Raw genomic sequence first — 26,563 nt, forward strand, 5'->3', positions numbered from 1 at the left:
CGGGCTTCGTCATCCTGGGGCGGAGCAGGAGCGAAGCAACGTCGCGAAGACCCCAGGATCCATGACGTGACAGAGGTCGAAGAGCGCGACGATGCAGAACCCAGGTCACGCTTTCCTGTCTTCACGGATGGGCCTCCTGTATTCTGCAACGCAGAGGTCGCTCACAAGCCATGGCATGGATCCTAGGGTCTGCGCAGCCGCTGCGTGGCTGCTCCACCCTTTGATGACGAAGTGCTGGGGTTCACTCGCTCCACTTCACCTTGGTGAGATCATTGGCCTGGATCGGCGCGTTCTCCCAGAGGCCTTGCAGCTTGGCGTCCCAGACGCCGACCTTCGGCAGTTCGTAGAGGAAGCCGACCACGGCATCGTCGGCGAGGATCTTCTGCGCCTCACCGAGCAGTTCCTTGCGCTTGGCCTCGTCGGAGGTGAGGTTCAGATCGGCGATGACCTTGTCGAAAGCCGGGTTGTTGTAATTGAAGTAATAGTCCTTGCGCGAATAGATATCGATGTCGTTGGGCTCGGTGTGGGAGACGATGGTGAGGTCGTAGTCCTTCTTGGTAAATACCTGGTCCAGCCACTGCGCCCATTCAACGGGCACGATCTCCAGATCGATGCCGACGTCGCGCAACTCCGAAGCGATGATCTCGCCGCCAAGCCGGGCATAGGAAGGCGGCGGCAGCTTCAGCGTCGCCTTGAAGCCGTTCTCGAGGCCGGCTTGCTTGAGCAGTTCCTTGGCCTTGGCGACATCATGCGGATAGCGGCCGGTGAGGTCGACATAGTCCTTGTTGGCGGGCGACATGTGCGAGCCGATCGGCTGGCCGAGCCCCGCCGAGGCGCCATCGATGATCGCCTTGCGGTCGAGCGCGTAGGAGATCGCCTGCCTGACCTCGACCTTGTCGAAGGGCGGCTTCTTGTTGTTGATCGACAGGATGGTCTCGCCCTCGGTCGAGCCGATCACGACATGGAAGCGCGGATCGTCCTTGACCTGGGCGACGCTGTCGGGATCGAAGAAAGGGAAGGCCTGGATGTCGCCGGAAAGCAGGGCCGGAACGGCGGCGGCGGCATCGGGGACGATGCGGAACTCGGCCTTGTCGAGCGAGACCGGCGCGCCCCAGTAAGCGTCCGATTTCACCAGCGTGATCGACGAGCCCTTGACCCAGTCCTGGAATTTGAACGGGCCGGTGCCGATCGGCTTCTCCTTGTTGGTGTCGGCCGATTTCGGCGACACGATCACCGCGTCGCCCCAGCCCATATTGTAGAGGAAGGAGCCTTGCGGGTTCTTCAGCGTCACCTTGACGGTCGCCGGATCGACGACGTCGACCTTGTCGATCGCCGCGAACAGGCCCTTCTGCGCGTTGACCGAATTGTCGGCGCGGGCGCGGTCGAGCGAGAACTTCACATCGTCGGCGCTGAAGTCGGCACCGTCATGGAATTTGACTCCGGTATGCAGCTTGAACGTGTAGACCTTGCCGTCGTCAGAAATGCTCCAGCTTTCTGCGAGATCGGGCAGCACCTCGCCGTTCGGGCCGATGCGGGTCAGGCCTTCGAACACATTGGCGTAGAGCACTTCGTCGATCGCCGCGGCAGCACCCGCGGTCGGGTCAAGGTGCGGGGGTTCGAGCGGAATGCCGATGACGAGATCGGTACGCGCGGCAAAGGCCGAGGTGGCGGTGGCGAGTGCCAGGGCGGCGGCGGCGAGAACGGTCTTCCACAATTTCATCGGGCAACTCCCATCTGCTCAAACCGGGTGGATAGAAGCGTGATTTCGAGGTCGAGTAAATTGCGTTTCGTGCTGTCGGGCGACGCCAGGCGGAATGTTTTTCCAGAAATAGTCTGCCTGCCCTCGGGATCAGTCCGCGACAGTGCCCCTCAACAGCACGTTGAGGCCGATCGCCATCACCTTGGCCGATTCCACCATGTCGGCGATGCCGACCCATTCGTCGGGCCGGTGGGCGAGGTCGAGGATGCCGGGGCCATAGGCGATGCAGTCATAGATGTGGCCGATGCGGGCGACGTGCTTCTGGTCGTAGGTGCCCGGCGAAATCACATAGTCGGGCTCGCGGTCGAAGATCGCCATGATGCCTTGTGCCACGGCTTTCACCACAGGTGCGTCGCGCTCGGTCATCAGCGGCAGCACTTCCATCAGATCGCGGATCTCGTAGTCGAACTTCGTCCGCTCGCGCTTCAGCCGCTCCAGGATATCCGTCACCTCGCTCTTCACCGTGGCAAGGTCCTCCTCGAGCAGGAAGCGCCGATCGATGGTCAGCCGGCAGGAATCGGGCACGTTGGGCGAGGGCAGGCCGGGGCGGAAATCCTCGGTCTGGCCGCCATGGATGGAGTTGATGTTCATGGTCGAGCGCCTGGCGCCTTCGGGTACGACGGGCATGCGCGTCACCTTGCGGTCCAGCGCCGGGAACAATTCGTCCTCGAAGGCCTGCAGCACGGCGCCCATGTGGCGCACCGCATTGTCGCCGAGGAACGGCATCGAGCCATGCGCGATCTCGCCCTTGGTCTCGATCTCGGCCCACCAGACGCCGCGATGGCCAAGGCAGATGCGGTCCTTGTTCAGCGGTTCCGGAATGATGACGTGGTCGACTTTCGGCTTGGAAAAATAGCCGAGCCTGGCCAGATGGGCGACGCCGCCGAAACCGCCGGATTCCTCGTCGACCGTGGCCGAAATCTCGATGGCACCGGGGAAGTCCGGAAACACCTCCATGAAGGCCTCGGCGGCGATGATCGAGGCGGCCAGCCCGCCCTTCATGTCGCAGGCGCCGCGGCCGTAGACCTTGCCGTCCTTCACGATGCCGGCGAACGGATCGACGGTCCAGCCTACGCCAGCCTCGACGACGTCGATATGCGAGTTGAAATGCACGCATGCGCCGGGCGATCTGCCGTCGAAGCGGGCAACGACGTTGACGCGCGGGTAGCGGTCGGTGTCGCCGGGCGTGCCTTCGGCGCGGACGAACTCTGTTTCGAAGCCGCGCTTCTTCAGGCGCTCGCCGACATATTCGGCGCAGGGGCGATAGGCCTCGCCCGGCGGATTGACGGTCGGGAAACGGATCAGGTCCGCGGTCAGCGCAACGAGGTCTTCGATCCGCGCATCGACGGCCTTAAGGAGTCGTTCGGTCATTCCTGAAGTTGAGCAGCGAAGCGGGCGACTGGCAAGCGCGACGGCGAAGTCGTTGAAACTACGTGTCGCGGCGGCAACTATGGCGGGAAATTCGTTCAAATTCGCTGCTTTGGATTGGCGAATTCATCAACGAGTGTGTGTTACTTCATTCACCTGCCGTTAAAATGCTGAAAAATCGCGTGATGGCAGGCATGCAAGGGGCAATCAAAGGGGTTTGATCGCATGAAAAAGACTGTTCTCATGGCAACGATACTGGCGACCGCGCTGTTCGGCACCTCGGTCGCAGGCAAGGCTGCCGCCCTGGTGGCCAATATCGATGTATCCTCACAAACGATGACCGTCAGCAGATACGGCCAGGTGCTGTACCGCTGGAGCGTGTCCACCGCCCGCAAGGGTTACTTCACGCCGCGCGGCAGCTACCGCCCGCAGTGGACGGCCCGGATGTGGTATTCGCGCAAATACGAGATGTCGCCGATGCCATACTCAGTGTTCTTCCGTGGCGGCTACGCCATCCACGGCACCGGCGCGGTGAAGTATCTCGGGCGTCCGGCCTCGCATGGCTGCGTGCGCCTGCACACCGCCAACGCCGCGACCTTCTATTCGATGGTGCGCGAAGCGGGCTACGGCAACACGCGCATCGTCGTCACCGACTGACCTCGCGCGATTGCCTTTCGGCGCCAAAAGCGTTGCAGCAATGCCGCACTGCAACCGGAACTCGCATCGAGGCACGGTTTCCGGTGCCGGCGTCGATTGCGTAAATCTTTGGCGGTGGTAGGTATCGCAACGTTACTTTTTGATGCTTGGGGATTACAATGTATCGACTTGTTTTGAGCGCGGCGATTGCCGTAACCGCTACTTCCACCTTCGCTGCCGACGCGCCCGTCGTCCTGGACCAGGAACTCGCCCAGCCGCATATTTCAGGCTACGGCGAGGTATATCTCGGCGGTCTCTACTTCGCGACCCCCGGGGACGATGCAGACGGCACGACCGCCGGCGGCGCCGCCCGGGTCAATTTTCCGATCGACGCTCGCTGGAACATCCAGACCGACGCGGTGATCGATTCGCTGTGGGTCGAGGGTACGAACATCTACAGCTACGGCGGCGCAATCCATGGCTACTGGCGCGATCCGAGCGCCTATGCGCTCGGCGGTTTCGCTACGATCACGGGATATGGCGGCGAAGATTTCGGCGGTGCCGATCTATACTCCTTCTCGGTCGGCCCTGAAGCTCAAGCCTATTTCGGCAACGTGACCGTCTACGGACAAGTCTACTACGGCCAGTTGCGGGCCTCCGGTGAATCCGAGCATCTCGACAATTGGGGTGGCCGCGGCGTGGTGCGCTACTTCGCCCAGGACAACCTTCGCTTCGACGGCGAACTTGGCTTCGCGAGACTTTCGGCGGACGGCGCGCACTTCGACACCGTCTCGGCGGCTCTGCAGGCCACCTACCGTTTCACAGGTACGCCGTGGTCCGTCTTCGGACGCTACCAGTTGGATCATCTGACTTTCTCCGAAGGTCCGGGCAGCGTGAACGTCCACAAATATGTGATCGGCCTGCGGGCGAGCTTCGGCTCGGATACGCTGCTGTCGGAGGACCGCAACGGCGCTACCATGGATACGTACCGGTCGAATTTTACCGTGCCGTTCCTCTAGGGTCAGGTAAGCAAGAGCTACATCAAAGCCGCGAAGAGCAATCTTCGCGGCTTTTCTTTGCTGGTGGCCTCAGTCCTCGATTTCCGGAAAACCTTCAGGCAGTGCAGACCGCGCTGGGAAACCGACCCTGGGTGCGCTCAGCTGACTACTTTCGCCTGCCCACGCCGGCTGCGGCGGCGGCCGCTCATCTCCCACCTTTTGTGGAACCACATCCACTGGCCGGGATCCTCGCGCACCCAGCGCTCGACGACGTCGGCGAGAAGCTGGGTGGTGGCGTGGACGTCGACACTGCCGCTCTCTGTGCGCGGCAAGGTCAGCTTGTCCTCGATCTCGAGGCGGAAACGGTTGTCCGGCAGCCGGACGCAGCGTGCCGGATAGACGTCGCAGTCGTAGTGGCGGGCGAGCATGCCCAGTACCGGATTGCTCTGGCAAGGGCGGCCGAAGAAGGTCGTCTCCAGTCCGCTGGAGAATTTCTGGTCGACGAGCACGCCGATATTGCCGCCGTTCTCCAGGATGGCGGCAAGCGCGAAGGAAGCGCCGGTCGAGGAGGGCAGCAAGCCTCCCATGGTCGAGCGGCGCGTCGAGTGGATGTAATCGGCGAGATAGGGATTATTGGGCGGGCGAAACAGCGCGGTGATGTTCATGCCGAAGGTGGCCGCGGCCACGGGCAGCAGCTCGAAATTGCCGAGATGGCCGGTAAACAGGATATGCGGCTTCTTCTCGCCGGCGATCTCGGCGAAATGCTCGACACCGCGCACCTCGACCCGGCCCGGCTTCGTCGCATTCGGATCGAAATCGAACAGCGCATCGAGGAAGATATACTCGGCCGCGAGGCGGGCCATGTTGCCCCACATGTCCAGCGCGATGGCCTCGATCTCGGCGTCGCTCTTTGCGGGATAGGCGCGCCGCAGATTGTTGACCGCGACCCGATGACGTCCGACCAGCGGGCCGATGCGGCGGGCGACGCGGTCGGCGAAGTTGAGCGCCTTGTCCGGCGGCAGGAGCCGCAGCAGCGAGATCATCGCCATGGCCAGGCGCGCCACCAGCCAGTGCTCCATCTGGCGCAGCCGCCGGCCGTAGCGGAACATGAAGTCCCGGCGGGCTTTCTTGAGCACCTTACCGACCATTTGCCTTAGACGCGCAGGATGATCTTGCCGAACACGTCGCGGCCTTCCATGCGCTTCAGCGCCGCGTCGATGTCGTCGAAGCCGACCTCGGTGTCGATGACGGGAGCGACGAGGCCGGCCGCCATCTTCTGCATCGCATCGGCCATGTTCTCCATGCGGCAGCCGAAGGAGCCGAGCAGCTTCAGCTGCTGCTGGAAGAGCTGCATCAGATTGACCTGTGTCGACACGCCGGAGGTGGAGCCGCATGTGACCAGGCGGCCGCCGCGCTTCAGGCACAGCATCGAGCCGGCGAAGGTGTCGGCGCCGACATGCTCGAAGACGACGTCGACGCCCTTCTTCTTGGTCAGCTTGCGCACGACGCCTTCGAAACGGTCCTCGCGGTAGTTGATGACATGGTCGGCCCCCAACGCCTTGGCCTTGTCGATCTTGTCGTTCGAGCCGACCGTGGTGATGACGGTGCAACCCATCTTCTTCGCCAACTGGATCGCGGCGGTGCCGATGCCGGAGCCGCCGGCATGGACGAGGATCGTCTCGCCGGGCTCGAGTTTCGCATTGTCGAACAGCATGTGCTCGACCGTGCCGAAAGTAACAGGCGCGACCGCCGCGCCGATCTCGGTGACGCCGGGCGGGGCGGGGACCAGCAGGCGGGCCGGCAGATTGATCTTCTCTTGCGCGAAGCCGTCGAGGTGGAAGCCATGAACGCCGGAGACGTGCTCGCAAAGATTGTCGCGTCCTTCGCGGCATGCACGGCAAAGGCCGCACGTGCGCGCGCCATAGATCGACACCAATTGCCCCGGCAGGAGGCTGGAGACGCCGGGGCCGACGGCGTCGACCTCGCCCGACGCCTCGGCGCCGACGACCAGCGGCAGCTTACGCTTGGCGAAGGCCATGCCGCGCCAGCCCCAGACGTCGATATGGTTCAGCGCCACCGCCTTGATGCGCAGCGTCACTTCGCCAAGCGAAGGCGGCGGGGGAGGCGGCAGGTCCACCGTTTCAAGACGGCGGTCCTCGATAAGTTGCAATGCGCGCATGGGGCCTGTCAGTTCGTCAAAAGCGGGAAAACGTCCGCTTAGACCGGTTCCCTCGCCATGACAAGGCACGTGTTCTGGCCGCCGAAGCCGAAGGAGTTCGACAAAACGGTGCCCACCTCGGCATTACGCTTCTTGTTGGGCACCACGTCGAGCACGATCGCCGGGTCGGGATTGTCGTAGTTGATGGTCGGCGGGATGACGCTTTCGCGCATCGTCATCAGCGAGAAAGCGGCCTCGACCGCGCCGGCTGCCGACAGGGTGTGGCCGATCATCGACTTGTTGGACGAGATCGGCATCGAGCCGATCCGCCCGCCGAACACGGTCGACAGCGACAGATGCTCCATCTTGTCGTTTTCCGGCGTCGAGGTGCCATGCGCGTTGACGTAGTCAATCTCGTCCTCGCTCAGGCCGGCATCGGCAAGCGCGGCGCGCACCGCCGCGATCGCCGGCGAACCGTCTGGCTTGGAGCGGGTGCGGTGGAAATCGTCGGCCTTTTCGCCGCAGCCGCGCATGATGCCGAGGATAGGGGCGCCGCGGGCAAGAGCAGCTTCCAGCGATTCCAGCACCAGCGCGCCGGAGCCTTCGGCCAGCACAAAGCCGTCGCGATCCTTGGAAAAAGGCTTCGACGCCTTTTCCGGAATATCGTTGTGAGTGGAGAGCGCCGACAACAGCGAGAAGCGGATCAACGCCTCGGCGGTCGCCGAGCCATCGGCGCCGATCGACAGCGCCTTGTCGCATTCGCCGCGGCGGATCGCCTCGACGCCGAGCTGGATGGCGGTGGCGCCGGAAGCGCAGGCGGTCGACAGCGTGATCGGCAGGCCGCGCGTGCCGAAACGGTCGGCCAGCCGGTCGGCGATCGAACCGAACTGGGTGGTCTCGAAGATGTCGAGCTCCTTCAGCGCGCGCGCCACGCGCAGCAGCCTCTCGGCGCCGGCATCCTGCTTGTCGGAATTGTAGAGCGAGAAACGGTCGGCCCAGTCGAGCTCGACGGGCGGCGAAGCAAGGAAAAGCGGTCCGCTGAAATCGCCGCTGTCAAGACCGGCTTCCGCCACCGCTTCCTGCGCCGCGGTCTCGGCCAACTCGTAGGTGAGGGGGCTGGCGCCCTTGGAGCTCGACGGCAGGAAGTCGACCATGCCGGAGATGCGGGTGTTCAGATGATCGACCGGAAAGCGGGTGATCGGGTGGATGCCGGACTTGCCGGAGGTCAGCGCCGCCCAATTGTCGGCCTTGCCGACGCCCAACGACGTCACCACGCCGATGCCGGTGACGGCGACGATCGGCCTGCCCATGTGGTCATTCAGATTGGCCATGCTTTGTCCCTGGTGGTCACTTAGGCCGCCTTGATCAGCCCCATGCCCTCGAATTGGTGATAGCCGATCGCCGTTGCAAGCACGGTCGTGGGAATGCCGGCAAACGGCTTCTCGGTCGCGGCATCGAAAGCGGGATAGCCGGCCTTACGCTCGACGGCGAGTGCCGCCAGCGCCACGGCGAAGGGGAACTGCGCCTCCTTCATATGGCCGGTCAACGTCGAGAAGGCGCGTGCCGCGATGGCCGCATTGGCGTCGAACGCGGCTTTTTCGGCGGCGGTAGCGAGGTGGGCGCCGGAAGCGCCCGAGATCGCCAGCAGTTCGCCATTCGGCAGCGCCGCCTGCTCGAGCAGGGTCGCGATCTCGGCATCGAGCCCGCCGTTGCGCCGCTTGGCGCGGCCGGACACGATGGGGCCGAGCTCGGCGTAGATTTTGCGCCCCCGGCTCGTCGCGTGCTCGCGCTGCTCCAGCACCAGGAAGGCGCCGCCGGATCCGGTCACCACGCCGCCGCCTTCGCCGTCCTGCCTTTGCCAGACAGGCTTCCAGTTGCCACGATGCAGGTAGCCGGCGAGTTCATAGCCGAGCAGCATGTCGGAATGTTCGGTCTGGAAGGCGCCGCCGACCAGCACATGCGTCGACTGTCCCGAGCGGATGCGCGCGGCGGCCGTCTCGACGGCGGCGACGCCGGCGCCTTCCTCGCCCATGAAGGTGCGGGAGGAACCGGTGACCTTGTGGACAATCGAGATGTTGCCGGCCAGAAGATTGGACAACTGGGCGAGGAACAGCGTCGGGCGCAGTTCGGTGGTCAGCTTCTCGTTGAGCAGCACGTCGCGGTCGTTGCGGCTTTCGGAAGCGGCGAGGATCGCGGCGTCGACCGCCTCGTCGCGCTCGCCGCCGCCGGCCGCCACCACCATGTCCATGGTCGCGCAGAGCTCGTCATTGCCCTTGATGCCGGCATCGTCCAGCGCCAGACCCGCGGCATAGGTGCCGAGCCGCTGCCAGGTCTCCATCTGCCGCTGGTCGCCGCGCTTGGCGATCTGCAGGTTCCAGTCGACCTCCGGCAGCGGATGAATGGTGTAGGGCGCAAAGCGCGCGGCATCGAGCACCGGCTCGAGGCCGGGCTGGGCGAGTTTCTGCCAGTGGGCATCCGGACCCTCTCCCAGCGAGGAGACAAGGCCGATACCGGTGATGACGACGTCGTGGGGGCTCATGGGCGGCTGTTTTGGGTCAGCGGGCAGGGCACGTCAAGGCCGCGCCCGAACCGCCTCAGGCGTTCTTGGCCGCGACCAGCGCGTCGATCTTGGCGCACAGGTTCTTCATGACGAAGTAGTCGTCGGTCGAGGCCTTGCCGTCATTGACCTCCTGCGTCCACTTCTCCAGCGGCACCTTGATGCCGAATTCCTTATCGATGGCAAAGACGATGTCGAGGAAATCGAGGCTGTCGATGCCGAGATCGTCGATGGTGTGGCTTTCGGGGGTGATCGTCTCGATATCGATCTCGCTGGTGTCGGCAATGATCTTGGCGACTTTGTCGAACGTGGTGGACAAGGGCTCTTCCTTCGGTTGCGGGCGGAATCTGTCCGCATCTTGTTTGGGCGCTGTCTAATCGGTTTTTCCGGGCAGGAAAAGGGCTGATAAGCCCGGTGCAGATGGGATGCTGGCTTTCGAAACGCAAGAAGGGCCGCCGGATTGCTGGCGGCCCTTCCCGTTGACGCTACGTCAGCTCAGCTGTCGCGGAGCTTGACCAGGTCGTTCAGCAGCCCGCCCGTCCCGTTGTGGACGGTCAGCCGCTCGACCTTGCCGGCGATGGCCTCCAGAGCCTCGAGCTCCTTCAGCCGCAGCATCACCGGGTTCTCGGCCATCACCTTGGCCGTGTTGAGGAGCGAACGCGTGGCGTTCGTCTCCTCGCGGCGGCGGATGACGTTGGCCTCGGCCTGCTTCTCGGCCGAAACCACCTGGTTGAGGATCTCGCGCATCTCGCCCGGCAGGATGACATCCTTGAGCGCGATATCGCTGACCTCGACCCCGATCTCGGCCATGTCGGCGCGGACCTTGGCCGCCGCCTCCTCGTCGACCGTCACCTTCTTTTCAAGAATCTGGTCGAGCGTCAGCGCGCCAAGCGTCTTGCGGAACGCGTACTGCAGGGCGCGGTAGAGGGCTTCAGAGAAGTCCTTCACCGCGCTCACCGCCTTGACCGGATCGAGGACCCGGTATTCGGCGGCGATGTTGACGCGGATCGTGACGCGATCCTTGGTCAGCACTTCCTGCCCGGCGACGTCGAGCGACTGGCGCTTGAGGTCGACGACCTTCATCTGCACCATGCGCCCGACGTTCCAGAAGCCGTGCACGCCGGCGGCAAGCGTCCGCGCCAGCGCCCCGTCGACGAACAGCAGTCCGGCCTGACCGTCGACCACCGGGTGAACGGACATCAGTTCCGTCTTGCGGGCCTGGCCGAGCCGGCGCATGAGAGCCGGATCGATCGCAAGATCGGCCGACGTGTCGACCAGCGTTACCTTCCACGGGCCGGCATCCGTCCACAGCACGAGCTTGCGATCCGGCGCCAGGACGGCATGGAGGTTGCCGTCACGCTCGATGACGGCGACATCCGTACGCCCGGTGCGAACGACGGTGAAATGACGCGCGGCCACCTCCGGGAGCTTGTCGAACAGCGCCTTCTCGTAGGCCGAAACGAATTCCGGGTTCTTCAGATCGTGCCGGGACACTTCAAGGCGCCCGCGCCGGTTGGCAAGCCAATGCTCGCCCGGCATCAGGACAGCCTTGATCTCCCCTTGTAGAGGGTGACGGCCCGTTCGTTTTCCTTAACAAGGACGCGCTCGCGCCCAAGAACCTTGTCGAGAATGGTCATTGTCTTCACTCCTGTCGGGCATGGCCCCATGCGAGGCGTCAACTCATGCGTCGATCATCCTTTTCGTTTCTCGGTTCCTTTCCCGGCACGAATGATCCGGAGACCGGTGGCATCGCCAGGCAGCGGGCCGTCGGGAGCGGATCGCGAGACAGCGAAGCGGGCGCCGGAGGCCTTGGCCTCCCTTGCCGGCGACACTGCGCCTTGATCGTCACCGCGGGCCTGGCCGCGAGCCGATGGCGTCGGACCTTTCGATGCGGCCTTGGCCGAAGGCCTAGGCCGTCCGTCAGGTCTTTCGCATTCCGGTCCCCGGACCGATTTTTCCGAATAACACCGTGACAGGGTGGCTTGGCTTGGAAGGCCAATGGAGAAGGATTCGAACCTTCGACCGTCAGATTCGCGATCTGATGCTCTACCCAACTGAGCTATCCGTGGTGCAGACAGCAGGATTCGAACCTGCGACCTCCGGACCCAAATCCGGTGCTCTCCCCCTGAGCTACATCCGCGATCCCAACCTCCGAAACGGCGCCGTACACAGGGCGGCAGAGCCGCCTGCGCGGGCGGAGGCAAAAGCTCCAACCGTTGTGCTCGCTTCGGTTTTCGTGACCGGGAGCGCGCCTATAGACCCTGCGACGGGTTGTCGCAAGCGGCATTGTCGCGGCGGATTTGCGGCTTCTTTCGGTAGTGGCATTTCGGCAACAGATGCCGCCGCCGATCGCGGCCTCGTCAGAAGGTGACGCGGCCAAGCACTTTGAGGCCGTCGCCCTGCGGCTCGACGACCACCGCCTCGCCTTCGCGGGGCGTGACGCCGGTCAGCGCCACGATGTTCTCCAGATGGGTGACCAGCACCAGATTGTCGGAACCGGAATAGCCGCGGATCTCGGCCATGATTGCCGCGAGCTGCGCGGCCTTTTCCGCAGGGTCGGTCTTCAGGAGGTCGAGCGGCGCGAAGGGCTCCGGCTCAGCCTCGAAAGCGATGCGGGCGGTGTCGAGGCAGCGGCAGTAACGGCTGGAGAGCACGCGCTCGATGGGCGCGGCACGGGCAGCGAATAAAGCGCCGATCCGGCTTGCCTGTTGCTGGCCGCGCGCCGAGAGGTTGAGCTGGGTCGGGCATTGGGCGATGTCGAAATTGGCTGGATCGGCGGTGCCGGTGACCATGGCATGGCGCAGCAGCACGATATGGCCGCCGTCACGCAACAGTGCCCAGCCGGCATCCGTCGCATGCGCCGCGGCTGGGGCGACGAGCAGCATCAGCGCCAGCAGAAATCGAACCATCGGCCATCCTTCTTGCGTCCACCGGCGATGACGGCGGTGTGCGCATATAGGGACCGCAAAGCCGGCTGAAAGACAAGCACGGGCTATTTCTTCGCTAGTTGCTGCTTCACCAGCTCGATCTTCTTGTCGGTGAGCGGGATCGGGATGGTGTAGCCGGCTTCGGCAAAACCCTGCTTGGCGTTCTCGAAGAACTCGATCGCTTTCATATATTCGGCGTCGCCGCCGCCTTGGCTGGCGCGGTTCCAATGGACGTCGCCGAGATTGTTCTGAGCGAAGGCCCATTGCAGCGGTTGGCTCTCACGGGTGAACACCTTGAGTGTCGCCTGGAAGGCGGCTTCGGCCTCGTCCAGATATTTGCCGCTGCGTTCGAGCGTGCCGAGATTGAGCAGGCTCATGCCGATGCCGTTCTGCGCGTTTGCCCAGTCGACGGGCGCGGTTTCGAAGGTCTGCACCTCGAGCGCGGCCCGGCGCGCGGCGACCGACTCGGCCAGGGACTTGGTATCGCCTTCGGCCATGCTCAGCCAATGCAGCGCCGAGCCGAGGCCGGCCTGGGCCAGCGCCCATTGCCGCGGCGTCGTCTCGCGCTTGTATTCTCGCAACGCGTCGCGATAGGCCATCGCCGCATCCCTGTAGTGTTCCGGCTTGTCGGACAGGCCGCCGAGCAATTGCAGCGTGTTGCCGAGATTGTAGGCGGTCATCGCCCAGTCGAGCGGAAAGGCGCGCCTGGTGTAGATGCGCCGCGCCGCCCGGAAGGCGGCAACCGACTGCTCCAGTCTCGCCGGATCGCGGGCGCGCTGGCCGAGCGTCTGGTAGACCGAGCCGAGATTGTTCTGGGTGGAAGCCCAGTCCATCGGGAAACGCTTGCGGGTGAAGACGGTCAGCGCATCGCCATAGGCCGTCGCCGCTTCTTCGAGCTCGCCAGTGCCGAGATCGAAGCGGGCGGCGCTGCTCAGCGCGTTGCCGAGATTGAGCCGGCTGGTCGCCCAGGAAACCGGGAAGGTCTCGCGCGTGCGGATCTCGAGCGCGGCGCGGAAGGCCGCGGCCGCCTCGGTGATCTTCGCCTGATCGTTGCGCTGCGTGCCCAGCGACACCAGCGTGTTGCCGAGATTGTTCTCAACCATCGCCCACTGCGCCGGCGACTTCTCGCGCGTATATTCCTGCAGCGCCAGCCGATAGGCGGCCTCGGCCTCGGTGAGGCGTTCACCGCCGGGCTCCCGCTCCGAGAGCGCATAGAGCGCCAGGCCGAGATTGTTCTGCGAGGCCGCCCAGTCGAGCGGCACTTTCTCGCGCGGGCGCTTCACCAGCGTCGCGCGCATGGCGGCAACCGCCTCGTTCAAGTGCTTGGGGTCGCTCTCGCGCTCGCCGATCTTCAACAGCACATTGGCGAGATTGTTCTGGGCCGCGGCCCAATTGAGATCGTCCTTCTCGCGCTCGAAGACGGCAAGCGAGTCACGGAAGATCTGGGCTGCCGCTTCAAGCCTGGTCGTGTCGGTCTCGCGTTCGCCGATCGTCTGCAGCACCACCGCCATGTTGTTGCGGGTGATCGCCCAGTCGCGGTTCTGTTCGCCGTTGGGAATGAAGTTCAGGATTATCCGGTAGGCGTCGATGGCCTGTTGCAGCGCCTGTTTGTCGCCGGTGGCGGCACCGTGGGCGTTGAGCGCCTCGGCCTCCTGGTTCTTGTAGTTCCAGCGCAGCTTGTCGTCCCATTTCTCGACTAGCGCGAGGGCCTTGCCGTAGTCGCTCGCCGCCGATTTGTAGTCGAAGACCAGGGCGGAGGAGTCGGCGCGCCTGGCATAGATGGCGGCGTCTGCGAGCCGCTTCTGCTTGACCAGTTCCTCCGCCTGGTCGACGGCGCCGCTGGTCTGCTCGACCCGGGCCACCGCCTCGTCGAGGAACTTTCGCGCACTGACGATGGCGCCCTGGCCGATCGCCTTGTCGGCCGAGGCGACGAGGCGCTTGATCTCGGGGTCGTCGGTGCTGAGCGCGTCGCGCTCTGACAGCATCTTCTTCAGCCGCTCGGCCTGGGCATCGAGGAGCTTTTCCAGGTCCGTTGGATCCTCTGGTATCTTCTCCGTGCCCAGCGCCTTGAGCACGCCATAGAGCGCGTCGAGCGGCACGCCGTCCTGCTGCGAAGCCAGTTCCACTTGCGAGCGCTTCGGATCGGGCAGGTCGGCGATGGTCAAAAGCAGTTGCCGCCGCTCGCCGGTGATCAGCCCGTCATCGCCGGTCGGCTCCTGCGGCGCGACGCCGAAATAGAGCAATCTGCGCAGGCTTTCATTGACCCAGGGTCGCTGCCGCGCCTTGGTGTCGAGATAGACCTCCTCGGTCACCATGCGCATGACCGATCCGAATTCGGTGCCCTTCATCGCGGCGAGGTGGCGCAGCAGCGCCGCCGCATAGGGGCTGTTCTCGCCGGCGGCGCCATCGAGCGCCGGGCGTCCCGGCTCGGCGGCGAAGCCGACCACGGTTCCGAGGTTTTCCGTCGCCGGCGCGCTGCCGAGCGCCTTGGCGCCGCGCAACGGTTCCAGCCCGCCGGCGCCGATCGGCGAGGCCGAGGCGGTCGGCGCGCGGCGCAACTCCGCGCCGGGCGGGAACGGATTGGTGCGGCAGGCATCGAGCAGCATGATCGTCACCGGCACCGTCTTCTTCAGATCGTCCATGACGGCGGAGATCGGCACCAGCGCATTGTCGGCGTCCTTCAGCGAGGACATATCGGCATCGACCGGGACCAGGTAGTTCACGCCGCCGGCCTCGATGCCGTGACCGGAATAATAGATGAAGGCGACATCGGCGCCTTCGGCATCCTCGACGAAGCGCTCAAGGTCGCGCTTCAGTTTCGCGGCATCGCGATCGGTGACGCTGCGGGCATCGAAGCCGAGGTCGGTCAGCATCTTGGCCATGTCGCGGGCGTCATTGGCCGGGTTTGGCAGGGTGGCGATGTGCTCGTACGCCGATTGGCCGACGATGAGGGCGACGCCCTTGAGGTTCTCCGCGCCTTTGGCCAGCGTCGCGACAAGGCAGAGCAAGCCGGCGACGAAAACCGTCAGGCATGCCCTTGCCGAAAGGTGATGGTTCGAGCCCTCGACCAGACCCATTCGCCGCGTATCCCCTGACGATCCCAAGCCTCTATAACGCTGCCAGCCGACCTTGATCAATTCGGGCGGGGGCAGGAAGCGGGTGGGCCTTCCTCGGCCGGCGCGATTGCGTTGCAAACGGGGCTCGCCTATCACGGGAAAAATGTCTCCGCTCACCGAAACCGTCCTCTTCGTCTTCAGCCTCGTCGCGCTCGGCTACCTTGCCGGCTTCACCGGCTATCTGAAGCCGGCGAGCGGCGAGGGCATCTCCGAATTCGCCATCAACGTGGCGATGCCGCTGCTTCTGTTCCAAACGATGGTGAAGTCCGACTTCCACGGCGTGGCGCCATGGTCGCTGTGGGGCGCCTATTTCACGGCGGTCGCGATCACCTGGGCGGTGGGGCATCTCGTCACCACGCGGGTCTTCGGCAGGGATTCGCGCACGGGCATCGTCGGCGGCGTGTCGTCTGGCTATTCCAACATCGTCCTGCTCGGCGCGCCCTTCATCCTCGGCATATTCGGACCGAGCGGCTTCGAGGTCCTGTCGCTGCTGGTCTCCGTCCACCTGCCGGTCACGATGATGGCCTCGATCGTCCTGTTCGAGATGTTCGGCCGCGGCGCCGGCGAGCCCGCGCATCCGCTGCGTGTCGTCACCAGCTTCCTCAGGCGGCTGTTCCTCAATCCGCTGATCATCGGCATACTCGCCGGACTTGCCTTCCGCCTGAGCGGCGCGCCGCTGCCGGAGCTCGTCTCGCGTGTGGTCGATGCCCTGGCGGATACCGCCGGGCCGGTGGCGCTGTTCGCCATGGGGCTCAGCCTGCGCCGCTTCGGCATCTCCGGCAACATCCGGCCGGCGCTGGCGCTGTCGGCGCTGAAACTGTTCCTGATGCCGGGGCTAGTGCTTGGCCTGGTCTGGGTGCTTGGCCTGCCGCCGCTGACGGCCAAGGTGGCGGTGGTGGCGGCGGCTCTGCCCTCGGGCATCAATTCCTACCTGATCGCCGTCCAGTTCAACACCGGCCAGGCGCTGGCGTCGAACCAGATAACCATCGCGACGGCGAGCGCGGTGGTGACCACGTCCTTCTGGCTGACGGTGGTTCTCCACGTCTTCGGATAGGGGAGCGGCCGGCCAACTCTCGCCTTTGCTGGTCCAACCCCTATATGCCATCTTGCGATTGCTTGCCGGCCTTTCCCTAGGTTAAGAGCAGTGGCTCCAGCGTGCGGACATCGCGCACGCGCATTGAAGATATCCAGAAAAACGGCCGATCAGCGCGCCGAACGGAGGCCAGACCATGCTTCAGAAAACCAGCCATTTCATGCGCCAGGCCAATCTCATCAACGGTGAATGGGTGCAGGCCGACAGCGGCCAGACGGTCGACGTCAACAATCCGGCCACCGGCCTCAAGATCGGCACCGTGCCGAAGGCCGGCAGGGCCGAGACGCGCCGCGCCATCGAGGCCGCCGAGGAAGCCTTCAAGAGCTGGCGCAAGACCACCGCGCTCGAGCGCTCGAAGCTTTTGCGCAAGCTGCACGACGCGATGATGGACAATCAGGACGTGCTCGCGGAACTCTTGACCATAGAGCAGGGCAAGTCGCTGTTTGAATCGAAGGGCGAGATCGGCTCGGCCGCCGCCTACATACTGTGGTTCGCCGAGGAAGGCCGGCGCACCTACGGCGACATCGTGCCGTCGCCCTGGGGCGACCGCCGCATCCTGGTGACCAAGGAGCCGGTCGGCGTCATCGCCGCCATCACGCCGTGGAACTTCCCGTCCTCGATGCTCGCCCGCAAGCTCGGCCCGGCGCTCGCCGCGGGCTGCACCGCGGTGGTCAAGCCGGCCTCGCAGACGCCGTATTCGGGCCTCGCCTGGGGCGCGCTTGCCGAGGAGGTCGGCTTCCCCAAGGGCGTCATCAACATCCTGACCGGTTCGGCCGCCGAGATCGGCGACGAGATCTGCGCCAACCCGCTGGTCAAGAAGATCACCTTCACCGGCTCGACCGAAGTCGGCAAGATCCTGATCCAGAAGTCGTCCGTGACGGTCAAGAAAGTGTCGATGGAGCTCGGCGGCAATGCGCCGTTCATCGTCTTCGACGACGCCGACATCGACCGCGCCGTCACCGGCGCCATCACCGCCAAATACCGCAATTCCGGCCAGACCTGCGTGTGCACCAACCGCTTCCTCGTGCAGGCCGGCGTCTACGACAAGTTCGTCGAGAAGCTGGCCGCGGCAAGCAACAATCTGAAGGTCGGGTCCGGCCTTGAAGAGGGTGTGCAGCAGGGACCGCTGATCGACGACAAGGCGGTCGAGAAGGTCGAGGAACTGATCGCCGACGCCACGTCGAAGGGCGGCAAGGTGGTGGCCGGCGGCAAGCGCCATGCACTCGGCGGTTCGTTCTTCCAGCCGACGGTGATCGCCAATGCCACGCCGACGATGCGCTTCATGAAGGAAGAGATCTTCGGCCCGGTCGCTCCGGTGTTCAAGTTCGAGACCGAGGAAGAGGCGATCGCGCTCGCCAACGACACCGAATTCGGCCTCGCCTGCTATTTCTACACCGGCGATCTCGGCCGCGCATTCCGCGTCATGGAAGGGCTGAAATACGGCATGGTCGGTGTCAATGAGGGCCTGATCACCACACCGGAAGCGCCGTTCGGCGGCGTCAAGGAATCCGGTCTCGGCAAGGAAGGCGGACATCAGGGTATCGAGGACTATCTCGACACCAAATATGTCTGCATCGGCGGCCTCGGCCTCTGACAGCAAACGGAAGGGCAGGCGCAAGGCCTGCCTTTCCCATAATCCAACCCGGCCGGGACCGGCTGAGTCGACAGATCAACGAACTGACTTTCGGGCATGACGATGAAGGACGGCGAAGTCTTCGGCACGACGCAGGCGGGCGAACCCGTGCGCCGTTTCACCATTCGCGGCGGCGGCCTCACCGCCAACATCATCGGGCTTGGCGCCATCGTCCAGGATCTGCGGCTTGCCGGCCACGACGCGCCGCTGGTGCTGGGCTACGACCGTTTCGAGCCCTATGAGACCGACAGGGCCTTCTTCGGCGCCGTGGTCGGCCGCTTCGCCAACCGCATCCGCGATGGCCGCTTCACCATCGCCGGCAAGCGCTACCAGACAGAGCGCAACTTCCTCGACAAGCACACGCTGCATGGCGGCTCGGAAGGCTATTTCCACCGTCCGTGGACGGTCTCGCTGCATGGCCGGGATTTCGTCACGCTGACCTTGCATGACGCTGACGGCACGATGGGCTTTCCCGGCGCGCTCGACGTAACCTGCACCTACCGGCTCAAAATCCCCGGCACGCTCAGCGTCGAACTGACCGCCACGACCTCCGAGGAGCCGACGCTGTGCAATCTCGCGCAGCACTCTTACTTTAACCTCGACGACGGCGGCGCCGGCGATATCCTCGACCATCGGCTGATGCTCAATGCCGGCGCCTACACGCCGGTCGATGCGGAGATGATCCCGACGGGCGTGGTGAAGCCGGTCGACGACACGCCGTTCGACTTCCGCCAGGCGCGGGCATTGCGCATGGAGAGCGAGGGCGAGCAGCTTCCCTACGACCTGAACTTCTGCCTCGCCTCCACGCACGGGCCGCTCAAGCAGGCCGCCTGGGCGCAAGGCGCCTCATCGGGCGTCGAGATGGAGGTCTGGACCACGGAACCCGGTCTGCAGCTCTATACCGGCCAGTATCTGGCGCCGTCCTCGGCAGGGCTGGAGGGGCGTCAGTACAGGGCCTATTCAGGCCTCTGCCTGGAGGCGCAGGTCTGGCCGGACGCGCCGAACCGGCCCTATTTCCCGCAGGCCACGCTGTGGCCGGGGCAGATCTATCATCAGGTGACGGAATATCGGTTCCGGCTACCTTAAGCGTGCCGATATTCAGGTGAGGCCGGCCTGCGAACGCTGGTTTTCTGCGCTTCCGCTGCTCACGTACTCGAGTACGCTCCGCTCCGGTTCTCGAAAACCACCGTTTTGGTCGCTTCGCGCCCGTCTTCGACTCCGACTCGGCCTGACCTGAGTCTCAATACACCTTAGCTAGTTGCCGAACGCTGCTCTCAGCGTTTCAAATGGCGCCAGGGCGCCGCGCACCTGCACGACCGCGGCGGCAACGCGATGCGCGCGCAGCGCCGCGTCGGCGGGGCATGACCGGCAAGCCGGGCGGCGAGATAGCCGCCATTGAAGGAATCGCCGGCACCGGTGGTATCGACTGGCGTCGCGACATGCACGGCCGGAACCGGCTGGAAGGCACCCTTGACGGCGATCAGCGCCGCGTCCTCGCCATTCTTGACGACGACCTCGCCGACAAGTCGGCCGAGCCGGCCGGCGGTCACCTGTGGTGTCGCATCGCCAAACAGCATCTGCTCATCGGGAAAGGTCGGCAGCGCGATGTCGGTGACGGCAAGTGCTTCGGTGATTGCCGCTTGCGCCTCCTCGCGGCTGCGCCAGAGCAGCGGCCGGTAGTTGGGGTCGAATGCGACGCGCGAACCAGCCGCCCGCGCCTTGGCCACCGCATTGAGCAATGTCTTGCGCGAAGCCTCCTCTAGAATTGCCAAAGTGATTCCGGAAAAATAGACCAGCGCCTGGTTTTCAAGGCTTTTTGCCAAGGCGCCAGGGTCCGAAGCCAGTTGCCTGGCGGCGGCGTCGGCGCGCCAGTAGGTGAAGGCGCGTTCGGCGCCGGTCAGCGTGATGGCGTAAAGGCCTGGTCGGGCGCCTGGAATGACAGGGCTTTGGCCGATGCCGATGCCGTTTTCGGCGAAGAAGGCGATCTGCCCTTGCGAGAACGGGTCGTCGCCGAAGGCCGAGACATAAGTCGCCGGCCGCTCGCCGCTCAGCGCATGCAGCGCCCACAGCATGTTGAACGTGTCGCCGGCAAAGCCCATGCGCCAGTTCGGTCCCGCCTGGCCCGACAGTTCGAGCATGCACTCGCCGATCGAGGCGACGCCATTTGCAGCCATCTATCTGTCTCCCCGTGCATGTCGCGCAAAAGTGTCTAGCGTTTTGGGGATGACGACATGCACAAACCAACGAGGTGCTGCTGTAGCTTTTTGCGATGGGCAACGCCATGCTTGGCGGCTGCGGTTTTTTGCGTCAGAAGCGGTTTCCCACAGTCGCGGCGGGATGCGATCCGCCCGCTGGAACGTTGTCTTTGGAAAAGGAACCGGTTTGGCATCCCTATGGCGTTATCTTCTCGTGGGTCTTGGTCTGGCCGCCTTGCTGGCAGGTGTCCTTGCGATCGTCTATCTGACCGCTCCGCAAACGGCGTCGGGCCCCGATACGTCGCGCTCGAAGACCTCGGCAAACGGGCTGTTCGTTGCCAGCTTCCAGCCGGAGCGGGATGTGGTCCGGCAGGGCGAATTGCAGGCTTGGCTGCTGACGCTGAAGACAGTCAAGGGCGATCCGGTGGAGGGAGCGGCGATTGCCGTTTCCGGCGGCATGCCGCAGCACAATCACGGCCTGCCGACCAGCCCGCAGGCGACCGACTATCTCGGCGAAGGACGCTATCGCATCGATGGGCTGAAATTCACGATGAGCGGCTGGTGGCAACTGCGCTTGGCCATTTCGGCGGCGGCCGGTTCAGATACGGTCGTCTTCAACGTGGTGTTGTGAGCGGTCGATGAGGCGCCTCCTGCGAGTCCTGCCTCTCGTCGCACTGGTCGCCATGGCGCTGCTTGCCGGCTGCGGCAAGCCGCAGGTTTCCGATGCCGAGAAGAAGGTCATTGCCTCGCTGGCGCTGAACACGCTGCCGCCGCTGAAGCCCGACACCACCAATCGCTTCGCCGATGTGCCGGCGGCCGCGGCCCTGGGCTCGACGCTGTTCTTCGACCAGGGCATGAGCCGCGACGGCACCGTGTCCTGCTCGACTTGCCACAAGATCGATCGCCAGTTCCAGGACGACCTGCCGCAAGCGGTCGGCATCGGCCGCACCAACCGACGCACCATGCCGCTGGCAGGCGTGGCGCGCGATCCCTGGTTCTTCTGGGACGGGCGGCGCGACAGCCTGTGGGCGCAGGCGTTGACGCCGCTCGAAAACCCGCTCGAGCATGGCGGAAACCGCGCCGCTTTCGCGCATTACATCAAGAAACGCTTCGGCGAGCGCTACGAGCGCATCTTCGGGCCGCTGCCCGATCTCTCCACTGTGCCCGCCAATGCCAGCCCGCTCGGCACGGATGCGGAGAAGGCGGCCTGGGCCGCCATGCCCGTCAGCAAGGTCGAGGACGTCAACCGCGTCTTTGCCAATATCGGCAAGGCGATCGGCGCTTTCGAGCGGTCGATCGAGCCGCCGCAGACGCGCTTCGACCGTTTCGCCATCGATCTGGCATCTGGCGCCGAGCCACAAGGGGACGACGCCCTGTCGCCCGAAGAGATGCTTGGGCTGAGACTGTTCATCGGCAAGGCTAATTGCGTGACCTGCCACAATGGCCCGCGTTTCACTGACAACTCTTTCCACAATACCGGCGTGCCGCCGGTCAAGGACCTGCCGCCGGATCGCGGCCGCATCGATGCCGTGGTGCAGGTCGAGGCCGATCCGTTCAACTGCTTAGGCAAGTTCCGCGACGGCGACGACAACGCGTGCCGCGAGCTGCGCTTCATGGTGAAGGGCGGGCCGGACCTGGTGCGCGCCTACAAGACGCCGTCGCTCCGAGGCGCCGCTGCGCGCGCGCCCTACATGCATGCCGGACAGTTTGCGTCGCTCGAAGAGGTGGTCGAGCATTATTCGAAGGCGCCGGCGAGCGTCGAAGGTGTTTCCGAGGTCCACCCCGTCGAGCTTTCAGACCGCGAGCGCGCGGCGCTGGTGGCGTTCCTGAAGACGCTGTCAGAATGAGCTAGCGGTCCTTGACCGTCTCCATCGCCACGAAGGTGGAAGTCTGGGCGACATGGGGAAGCGCCGAAATGCGCTCGCCCAGCACCCGGCGGTAGGCGGCGATGTCGGTGGTGCGGACCTTCAACAGATAGTCGAAGCTCGACGCCATCATATGACATTGCTCGATCTCCGGCACCGCCTGCACGGCGCGGTTGAAGGCGTCGAGCGCGGCCGAGCGGGTGTCCGACAATTTCACCTGGACGAACGCGACATGGCCTTCTCCCATGCGCTCGCGATCGATGATCGCCTGGTAACCCCTGATGTAACCGTCCTTCTCCAGGCGCTTGACGCGCGCCTGCACCGGCGTCTTCGACAGGCCGACCTTGCCGGCCAGCTCAGACATGGAAAGCCGCCCGTCGCGCGCCAGTGCCGAAAGGATGTTGCGGTCGATGCGGTCCAATTGGTCTTCGATGATCGAATTCACAGTCTAAATGGCGAGAAGGTCGCGGCAGATCATAGTTCATTGGAACTGGCATGTCGATTTCTTTGGACCGACCGAAAACGGCAATTGTGCTAGCTTGCGCCATTCGGTCCGGTGACCGCCGGCCCGCTCCCTTAAGCTCGCTAGATAGGACAGCCATGCCCGCGCTCGATGCCATCCGCCAGCAGATCCGTGCCAACTACTTGCCCGACGAGGACGCCGCGGTGAAGCGGCTCGCCGACGGTGCGGGGCTTTCGGCGGATGACCGCAAGGCGATCTCGGCCCGCGCCGCCGATCTGGTGCGCGCGGTGCGCGGCTCGACCGATCCGAGGCTAATGGAAGTGTTCCTCTCGGCTTACGGATTATCGACCAAGGAAGGTGTCGCGCTGATGTGCCTGGCCGAGGCGCTGCTGCGCGTGCCCGACGCCGAGACGATGGACGATCTCATCGCCGACAAGATCGCGCCGCACGACTGGTCGGCGCATTCGGGCAGCTCGAGCTCCATCTTCGTCAATGCCTCGACCTGGGCGCTGATGCTGACCGGGCGCGTGCTGGACGAGGGCGAGGGCGGCATCGAGGGCACGCTGCGCGCCATGGTGCGCCGGCTGGGCGAACCCGTTATCCGCAAGGCGGTGGCGGCCGCCATGCGCGAGATGGGCGAGCAGTTCGTGCTCGGCCGCACCATCGCCGAGGCCGTCAAGCGCGGCCGGCCGATGACGCAGAAGGGCTATCTTTATTCCTTCGACATGCTGGGCGAGGCGGCCCGCACCGAGGCCGACGCGCTGCGCTATCACAAGGCCTATGCCGACGCGATCTCCTCACTCGATTCCGGTTCCAACGGGCCGGACATCCGCAACAACCACGGCATTTCGGTCAAGCTTTCGGCGCTGCATCCGCGCTACGAAGTGGCGCAGAAGGAGACGATGCTGCCGGTGATGGCCGAGCGGCTGCTGTCGCTGGCGCTGGCGGCGCGGCATTCGCGCATGGGGCTCAACATCGACGCCGAGGAGGCGGACCGCCTCGATCTGTCGCTCGACGTCATCGAGCGCGTGCTGGCCGAGCCGGAGCTTGCCGGCTGGAACGGTTTCGGCGTGGTGGTGCAAGCGTATGGGCCGCGCGCGGCCTTCGTCATCGACTGGCTCCACGCGCTGGCGAAAAAGTACGACCGCACCATCATGGTGCGGCTGGTCAAGGGCGCCTATTGGGACACCGAGATCAAGCGGGCGCAGACACTGGGGCTCGCCGGCTATCCGGTCTTCACCCGCAAGACCAACACCGATGTGTCCTACATGGCCTGCGCGAAGAAGCTGCTGTCGATGACCGATCGCATCTATCCGCAGTTCGCCACCCACAACGCGCACACGGTGGCCGCCATCCTGTCGATGGCCAAGGATCGCGACTCTTTCGAGTTCCAGCGGCTGCACGGCATGGGCGAGGCGCTGCACGAGACGGTGCGCCAGGCCGAAGGCACCCGCTGCCGCATCTATGCGCCGGTCGGCGCGCATTCCGACCTGCTCGCCTATCTGGTGCGCCGTCTGCTGGAAAACGGCGCCAACTCCTCCTTCGTCCACCAGCTCACCGACGAGGAGGTGGAACCGGAAGACATCGCCCGCGACCCGCTGGAAACGGTCGAGACGCAGGGGCCGGCCGCCAATCCGGCGATCGCCCGTCCCGCCGGGATCTTCGGCGCCGGCCGCCGCAATTCCAGGGGCGTCGACATCACCGATCCGGTGACGCTGGCGGCGATCGACAAGGCCAAGGCCGAGTTTGCTGGGCCGGACCGCTGGCACGCGAAGCCGGTCACGCGCGCCGCCGGCTACGGCAAGGAGCGCAAGGTAGTCAATCCGGCGAAGCCCGACGAGGTTGTCGGCACGATCCACGAGGCGGCCGCCAAGCAGGTCGCCACCGCCGTACGCATCGCGGTCGAGGCGCAGCCGGCTTGGGCCAAGCGCCCGGTCGCCGAGCGCGCGGCGATCCTGAACCGCGCCGCCGACCTCTATGAGGCCAACGCGGCCGAGTTCTTCGCGCTCGCCACCCGCGAGGCCGGCAAATCGCTGGCCGACGGCGTCGCCGAGGTGCGCGAGGCGGTCGATTTCCTGCGCTACTACGCCGCCGAGGCCGCCAATGCGGAAACGGGCACCGAGGCGCGCGGCGCGATCGTCTGCATCTCGCCGTGGAATTTCCCGCTCGCCATCTTCACCGGCCAGATCGCCGCGGCGCTCGTCACCGGCAATTCGGTGATCGCCAAGCCGGCAGAACAGACGCCGCTGATCGCCTTCCGCGCCGTCGAGATGCTGCGCGAGGCGGGCGTGCCGGAAGACATCATCCAGCTTCTGCCCGGCGATGGCCCCTCGGTCGGCGCGCCGCTGACGGCCGACCCGCGTATCGCCGGCGTCTGCTTCACCGGCTCGACCGAGGTCGCCAAGCTGATCGAGAAGCAACTGGCCGACACCGCCGCACCCGACGCCATGCTGGTCGCCGAGACCGGGGGGCTCAACGCCATGATCGTCGATTCCACCGCGCTGCCCGAGCAGGCGGTGCGCGACATCCTCGCCTCCGCCTTCCAGAGCGCCGGCCAGCGCTGCTCGGCGCTGCGCGTGCTCTATGTCCAGAAGGACGTAGAGAAGAAGATGCTGGAGATGCTGAGGGGCGCGATGGAAGCGCTCAACCTCGGCGATCCCTGGCTGATCTCGACCGATGTCGGCCCGGTCATCGACGACGAGGCGCAAACGTCGATCCGCGACTATTGCACCAGGATGGGCCTGCAGGGCCGGCTGATCGCCAAGCTCGAAGCGCCGAAGAGCGGCCGCTTCGTCGCGCCGCATGTCTTCCGCGTCAAGGGCATCGAGGAGATGGAGCGCGAGGTGTTCGGCCCGGTGCTGCATGTCGCCAGCTTCGACGCCGACGAGATCGACGCCGTTATCGCCGCCATCAACCGCAAGGGCTATGGCCTGACCTTCGGCCTGCACACGCGCATTGAAGGCCGCGTCCAGCATTTCGTCGACGGCATCCATGCCGGCAACATCTATGTCAACCGCAACCAGATCGGCGCCGTGGTCGGCTCGCAGCCGTTCGGTGGCGAGGGGCTTTCGGGCACGGGACCGAAGGCCGGCGGGCCGCATTACCTGCGGCGCTTCCGCAAGGGGCCGGAGGCAGGCACGCATGTCGCCGAGGGCCACAAGGTGACGGCAACCGAACTTGCCGACAATCTGCCCGATCCGACGCTCGGCGGCTGGTCGACGCGGCCCGACCGGGTGGCGATCCTGCGGAAGCACCTGCGCGGCAAGGGCGCGGCCGCCATCGGCGCGGCGGCAAGTATCGATTTCGGTCAGGTCGACCTGCCGGGTCCGACGGGGGAGGCCAACACGCTGTCGCTGGCACCGCGTGGCCGCGTGCTCTGCCTCGGTCCGGATACGGACACGCTGCTGGCGCAGGCGATCCAGGCGCTTGCCGCCGGCAACGCCGTGCTCGCGGTGGCGCCGGGCGCGCCGGCGGCGCTGTCGGCGCTAACCGGCAAGGGCCTGCCGATCGCCGCCATAGACGGCCGGCCGGACCCCGTCGAGGCGCGCGCACTGCGCGTCGATGTCGTCGCATTCTCAGGCACGCCGGAGGCGGCGCGCATCGTGCGCAAGGTTATCGCCGAGCGCGCCGGCCCGATCGTGCCGCTGGTCAGCGAGGTGCTCAATCCGGCTGCCTATGCGCATGAGCGCGCCGTCTGCGTCGACACCACGGCGGCGGGCGGCAATGCCAGCCTGCTGGCTGCCGCCTAAGGCACAGCCCAAGTCCGGGCGCGTGTTGCAAGGAGACCGCGCACCC

General features: G+C 65.3%; 19 protein-coding genes, 2 tRNA genes and 1 pseudogene. 8 read left to right on the top strand and 14 right to left on the bottom strand.

The window, feature by feature from the left end; translation table 11 throughout:
- Positions 1-241: 241 nt before the first annotated feature.
- Both EJ073_RS01590 and EJ073_RS01595 read right to left on the bottom strand, forming a co-directional pair.
- The gene (locus tag EJ073_RS01590; RefSeq protein ID WP_126054131.1) at positions 242-1,720 is read right to left on the bottom strand and encodes an ABC transporter substrate-binding protein; all 1,479 of its coding nucleotides are present in this window, start codon (positions 1,718-1,720) and stop codon (positions 242-244) included.
- A 129-nt stretch (positions 1,721-1,849) separates the two neighbouring features.
- Positions 1,850-3,130, bottom strand: a complete 1,281-nt coding sequence (locus EJ073_RS01595; protein WP_126054132.1) for an acetylornithine deacetylase/succinyl-diaminopimelate desuccinylase family protein — start codon at positions 3,128-3,130, stop codon at positions 1,850-1,852.
- 222 nt (positions 3,131-3,352) lie between these two features.
- Here EJ073_RS01595 and EJ073_RS01600 point away from each other — a divergent pair, with 222 nt between their 5' ends.
- Positions 3,353-3,784 carry a L,D-transpeptidase gene (locus EJ073_RS01600; RefSeq protein WP_126054133.1) on the top strand — a complete coding sequence of 144 codons (432 nt, stop codon included), beginning with the start codon at positions 3,353-3,355 and terminating at the stop codon, positions 3,782-3,784.
- A 158-nt stretch (positions 3,785-3,942) separates the two neighbouring features.
- Complete coding sequence (locus EJ073_RS01605) at positions 3,943-4,782, top strand: hypothetical protein (RefSeq protein WP_126054134.1); 840 nt, start codon at positions 3,943-3,945, stop codon at positions 4,780-4,782.
- A 137-nt stretch (positions 4,783-4,919) separates the two neighbouring features.
- On the opposite strand, the gene EJ073_RS01610 is transcribed toward EJ073_RS01605, so the two are convergent.
- The 10 genes from EJ073_RS01610 to EJ073_RS01655 all read right to left on the bottom strand — a co-directional run bounded on the left by EJ073_RS01610 (position 4,920) and on the right by EJ073_RS01655 (position 15,480).
- On the bottom strand, positions 4,920-5,909 hold the full coding sequence (locus EJ073_RS01610; RefSeq protein WP_126054135.1) for a lipid A biosynthesis lauroyl acyltransferase: 990 nt from the start codon (positions 5,907-5,909) through the stop codon (positions 4,920-4,922).
- Between the two features lie 5 nt (positions 5,910-5,914).
- A complete protein-coding gene (locus EJ073_RS01615) occupies positions 5,915-6,940 on the bottom strand; it encodes a zinc-binding dehydrogenase (protein WP_126054136.1) in 1,026 nt (341 codons plus the stop codon).
- 38 nt (positions 6,941-6,978) lie between these two features.
- Positions 6,979-8,250, bottom strand: coding sequence for a beta-ketoacyl-ACP synthase (locus EJ073_RS01620; protein ID WP_126054137.1), 1,272 nt, complete (start codon positions 8,248-8,250; stop codon positions 6,979-6,981).
- 20 nt (positions 8,251-8,270) lie between these two features.
- The gene (locus tag EJ073_RS01625; protein ID WP_126054138.1) at positions 8,271-9,458 is read right to left on the bottom strand and encodes a beta-ketoacyl-ACP synthase; all 1,188 of its coding nucleotides are present in this window, start codon (positions 9,456-9,458) and stop codon (positions 8,271-8,273) included.
- Positions 9,459-9,513: 55 nt separating this feature from the next.
- Complete coding sequence (locus EJ073_RS01630) at positions 9,514-9,795, bottom strand: acyl carrier protein (RefSeq protein ID WP_126054139.1); 282 nt, start codon at positions 9,793-9,795, stop codon at positions 9,514-9,516.
- Positions 9,796-9,971: 176 nt separating this feature from the next.
- Positions 9,972-11,015 (bottom strand): slipin family protein, encoded by a 1,044-nt coding sequence (locus tag EJ073_RS01635; protein ID WP_126054140.1) that lies wholly within the window; start codon positions 11,013-11,015, stop codon positions 9,972-9,974.
- 449 nt (positions 11,016-11,464) lie between these two features.
- Positions 11,465-11,540 (bottom strand) — tRNA-Arg (locus tag EJ073_RS01640).
- A 2-nt stretch (positions 11,541-11,542) separates the two neighbouring features.
- A tRNA-OTHER gene (locus EJ073_RS01645) sits at positions 11,543-11,616 on the bottom strand.
- A gap of 220 nt (positions 11,617-11,836) precedes the next feature.
- The gene (locus EJ073_RS01650) at positions 11,837-12,385 is read right to left on the bottom strand and encodes a histidine phosphatase family protein (protein WP_126054141.1); all 549 of its coding nucleotides are present in this window, start codon (positions 12,383-12,385) and stop codon (positions 11,837-11,839) included.
- Positions 12,386-12,468: 83 nt separating this feature from the next.
- Positions 12,469-15,480, bottom strand: a complete 3,012-nt coding sequence (locus tag EJ073_RS01655; protein ID WP_126054142.1) for a caspase domain-containing protein — start codon at positions 15,478-15,480, stop codon at positions 12,469-12,471.
- 142 nt (positions 15,481-15,622) lie between these two features.
- On the opposite strand from EJ073_RS01655, the gene EJ073_RS01660 reads away from it, so the two are divergent.
- The 3 genes from EJ073_RS01660 (at position 15,623) to EJ073_RS01670 (ending at position 19,331) form a co-directional block, all read left to right on the top strand.
- Complete coding sequence (locus EJ073_RS01660) at positions 15,623-16,573, top strand: AEC family transporter (protein WP_126054143.1); 951 nt, start codon at positions 15,623-15,625, stop codon at positions 16,571-16,573.
- Positions 16,574-16,748: 175 nt separating this feature from the next.
- Positions 16,749-18,206 (top strand): NAD-dependent succinate-semialdehyde dehydrogenase, encoded by a 1,458-nt coding sequence (locus EJ073_RS01665; protein WP_126054144.1) that lies wholly within the window; start codon positions 16,749-16,751, stop codon positions 18,204-18,206.
- 96 nt (positions 18,207-18,302) lie between these two features.
- Positions 18,303-19,331, top strand: a complete 1,029-nt coding sequence (locus EJ073_RS01670) for an aldose epimerase family protein (protein ID WP_126054145.1) — start codon at positions 18,303-18,305, stop codon at positions 19,329-19,331.
- Positions 19,332-19,499: 168 nt separating this feature from the next.
- Here EJ073_RS01670 and EJ073_RS01675 read toward each other — a convergent pair.
- Positions 19,500-20,419 (bottom strand): annotated as a pseudogene (locus EJ073_RS01675) (sugar kinase).
- Positions 20,420-20,627: 208 nt separating this feature from the next.
- Here EJ073_RS01675 and EJ073_RS01680 point away from each other — a divergent pair.
- Positions 20,628-21,071: a FixH family protein gene (locus tag EJ073_RS01680; RefSeq protein ID WP_126059054.1), complete on the top strand. Its 444-nt coding sequence runs from the start codon at positions 20,628-20,630 to the stop codon at positions 21,069-21,071.
- Between the two features lie 7 nt (positions 21,072-21,078).
- On the top strand, positions 21,079-22,287 hold the full coding sequence (locus tag EJ073_RS01685; protein ID WP_126054146.1) for a cytochrome c peroxidase: 1,209 nt from the start codon (positions 21,079-21,081) through the stop codon (positions 22,285-22,287).
- Position 22,288: 1 nt separating this feature from the next.
- On the opposite strand, the gene EJ073_RS01690 is transcribed toward EJ073_RS01685, so the two are convergent.
- Complete coding sequence (locus EJ073_RS01690) at positions 22,289-22,741, bottom strand: Lrp/AsnC ligand binding domain-containing protein (RefSeq protein WP_126059055.1); 453 nt, start codon at positions 22,739-22,741, stop codon at positions 22,289-22,291.
- Positions 22,742-22,905: 164 nt separating this feature from the next.
- On the opposite strand from EJ073_RS01690, the gene putA reads away from it, so the two are divergent.
- On the top strand, positions 22,906-26,517 hold the full coding sequence (gene putA / locus EJ073_RS01695) for a bifunctional proline dehydrogenase/L-glutamate gamma-semialdehyde dehydrogenase PutA (RefSeq protein WP_126054147.1): 3,612 nt from the start codon (positions 22,906-22,908) through the stop codon (positions 26,515-26,517).
- Positions 26,518-26,563: the final 46 nt, after the last annotated feature.

The sequence above is a fragment of the Mesorhizobium sp. M4B.F.Ca.ET.058.02.1.1 genome (assembly GCF_003952505.1).
Lineage (GTDB): Bacteria > Pseudomonadota > Alphaproteobacteria > Rhizobiales > Rhizobiaceae > Mesorhizobium.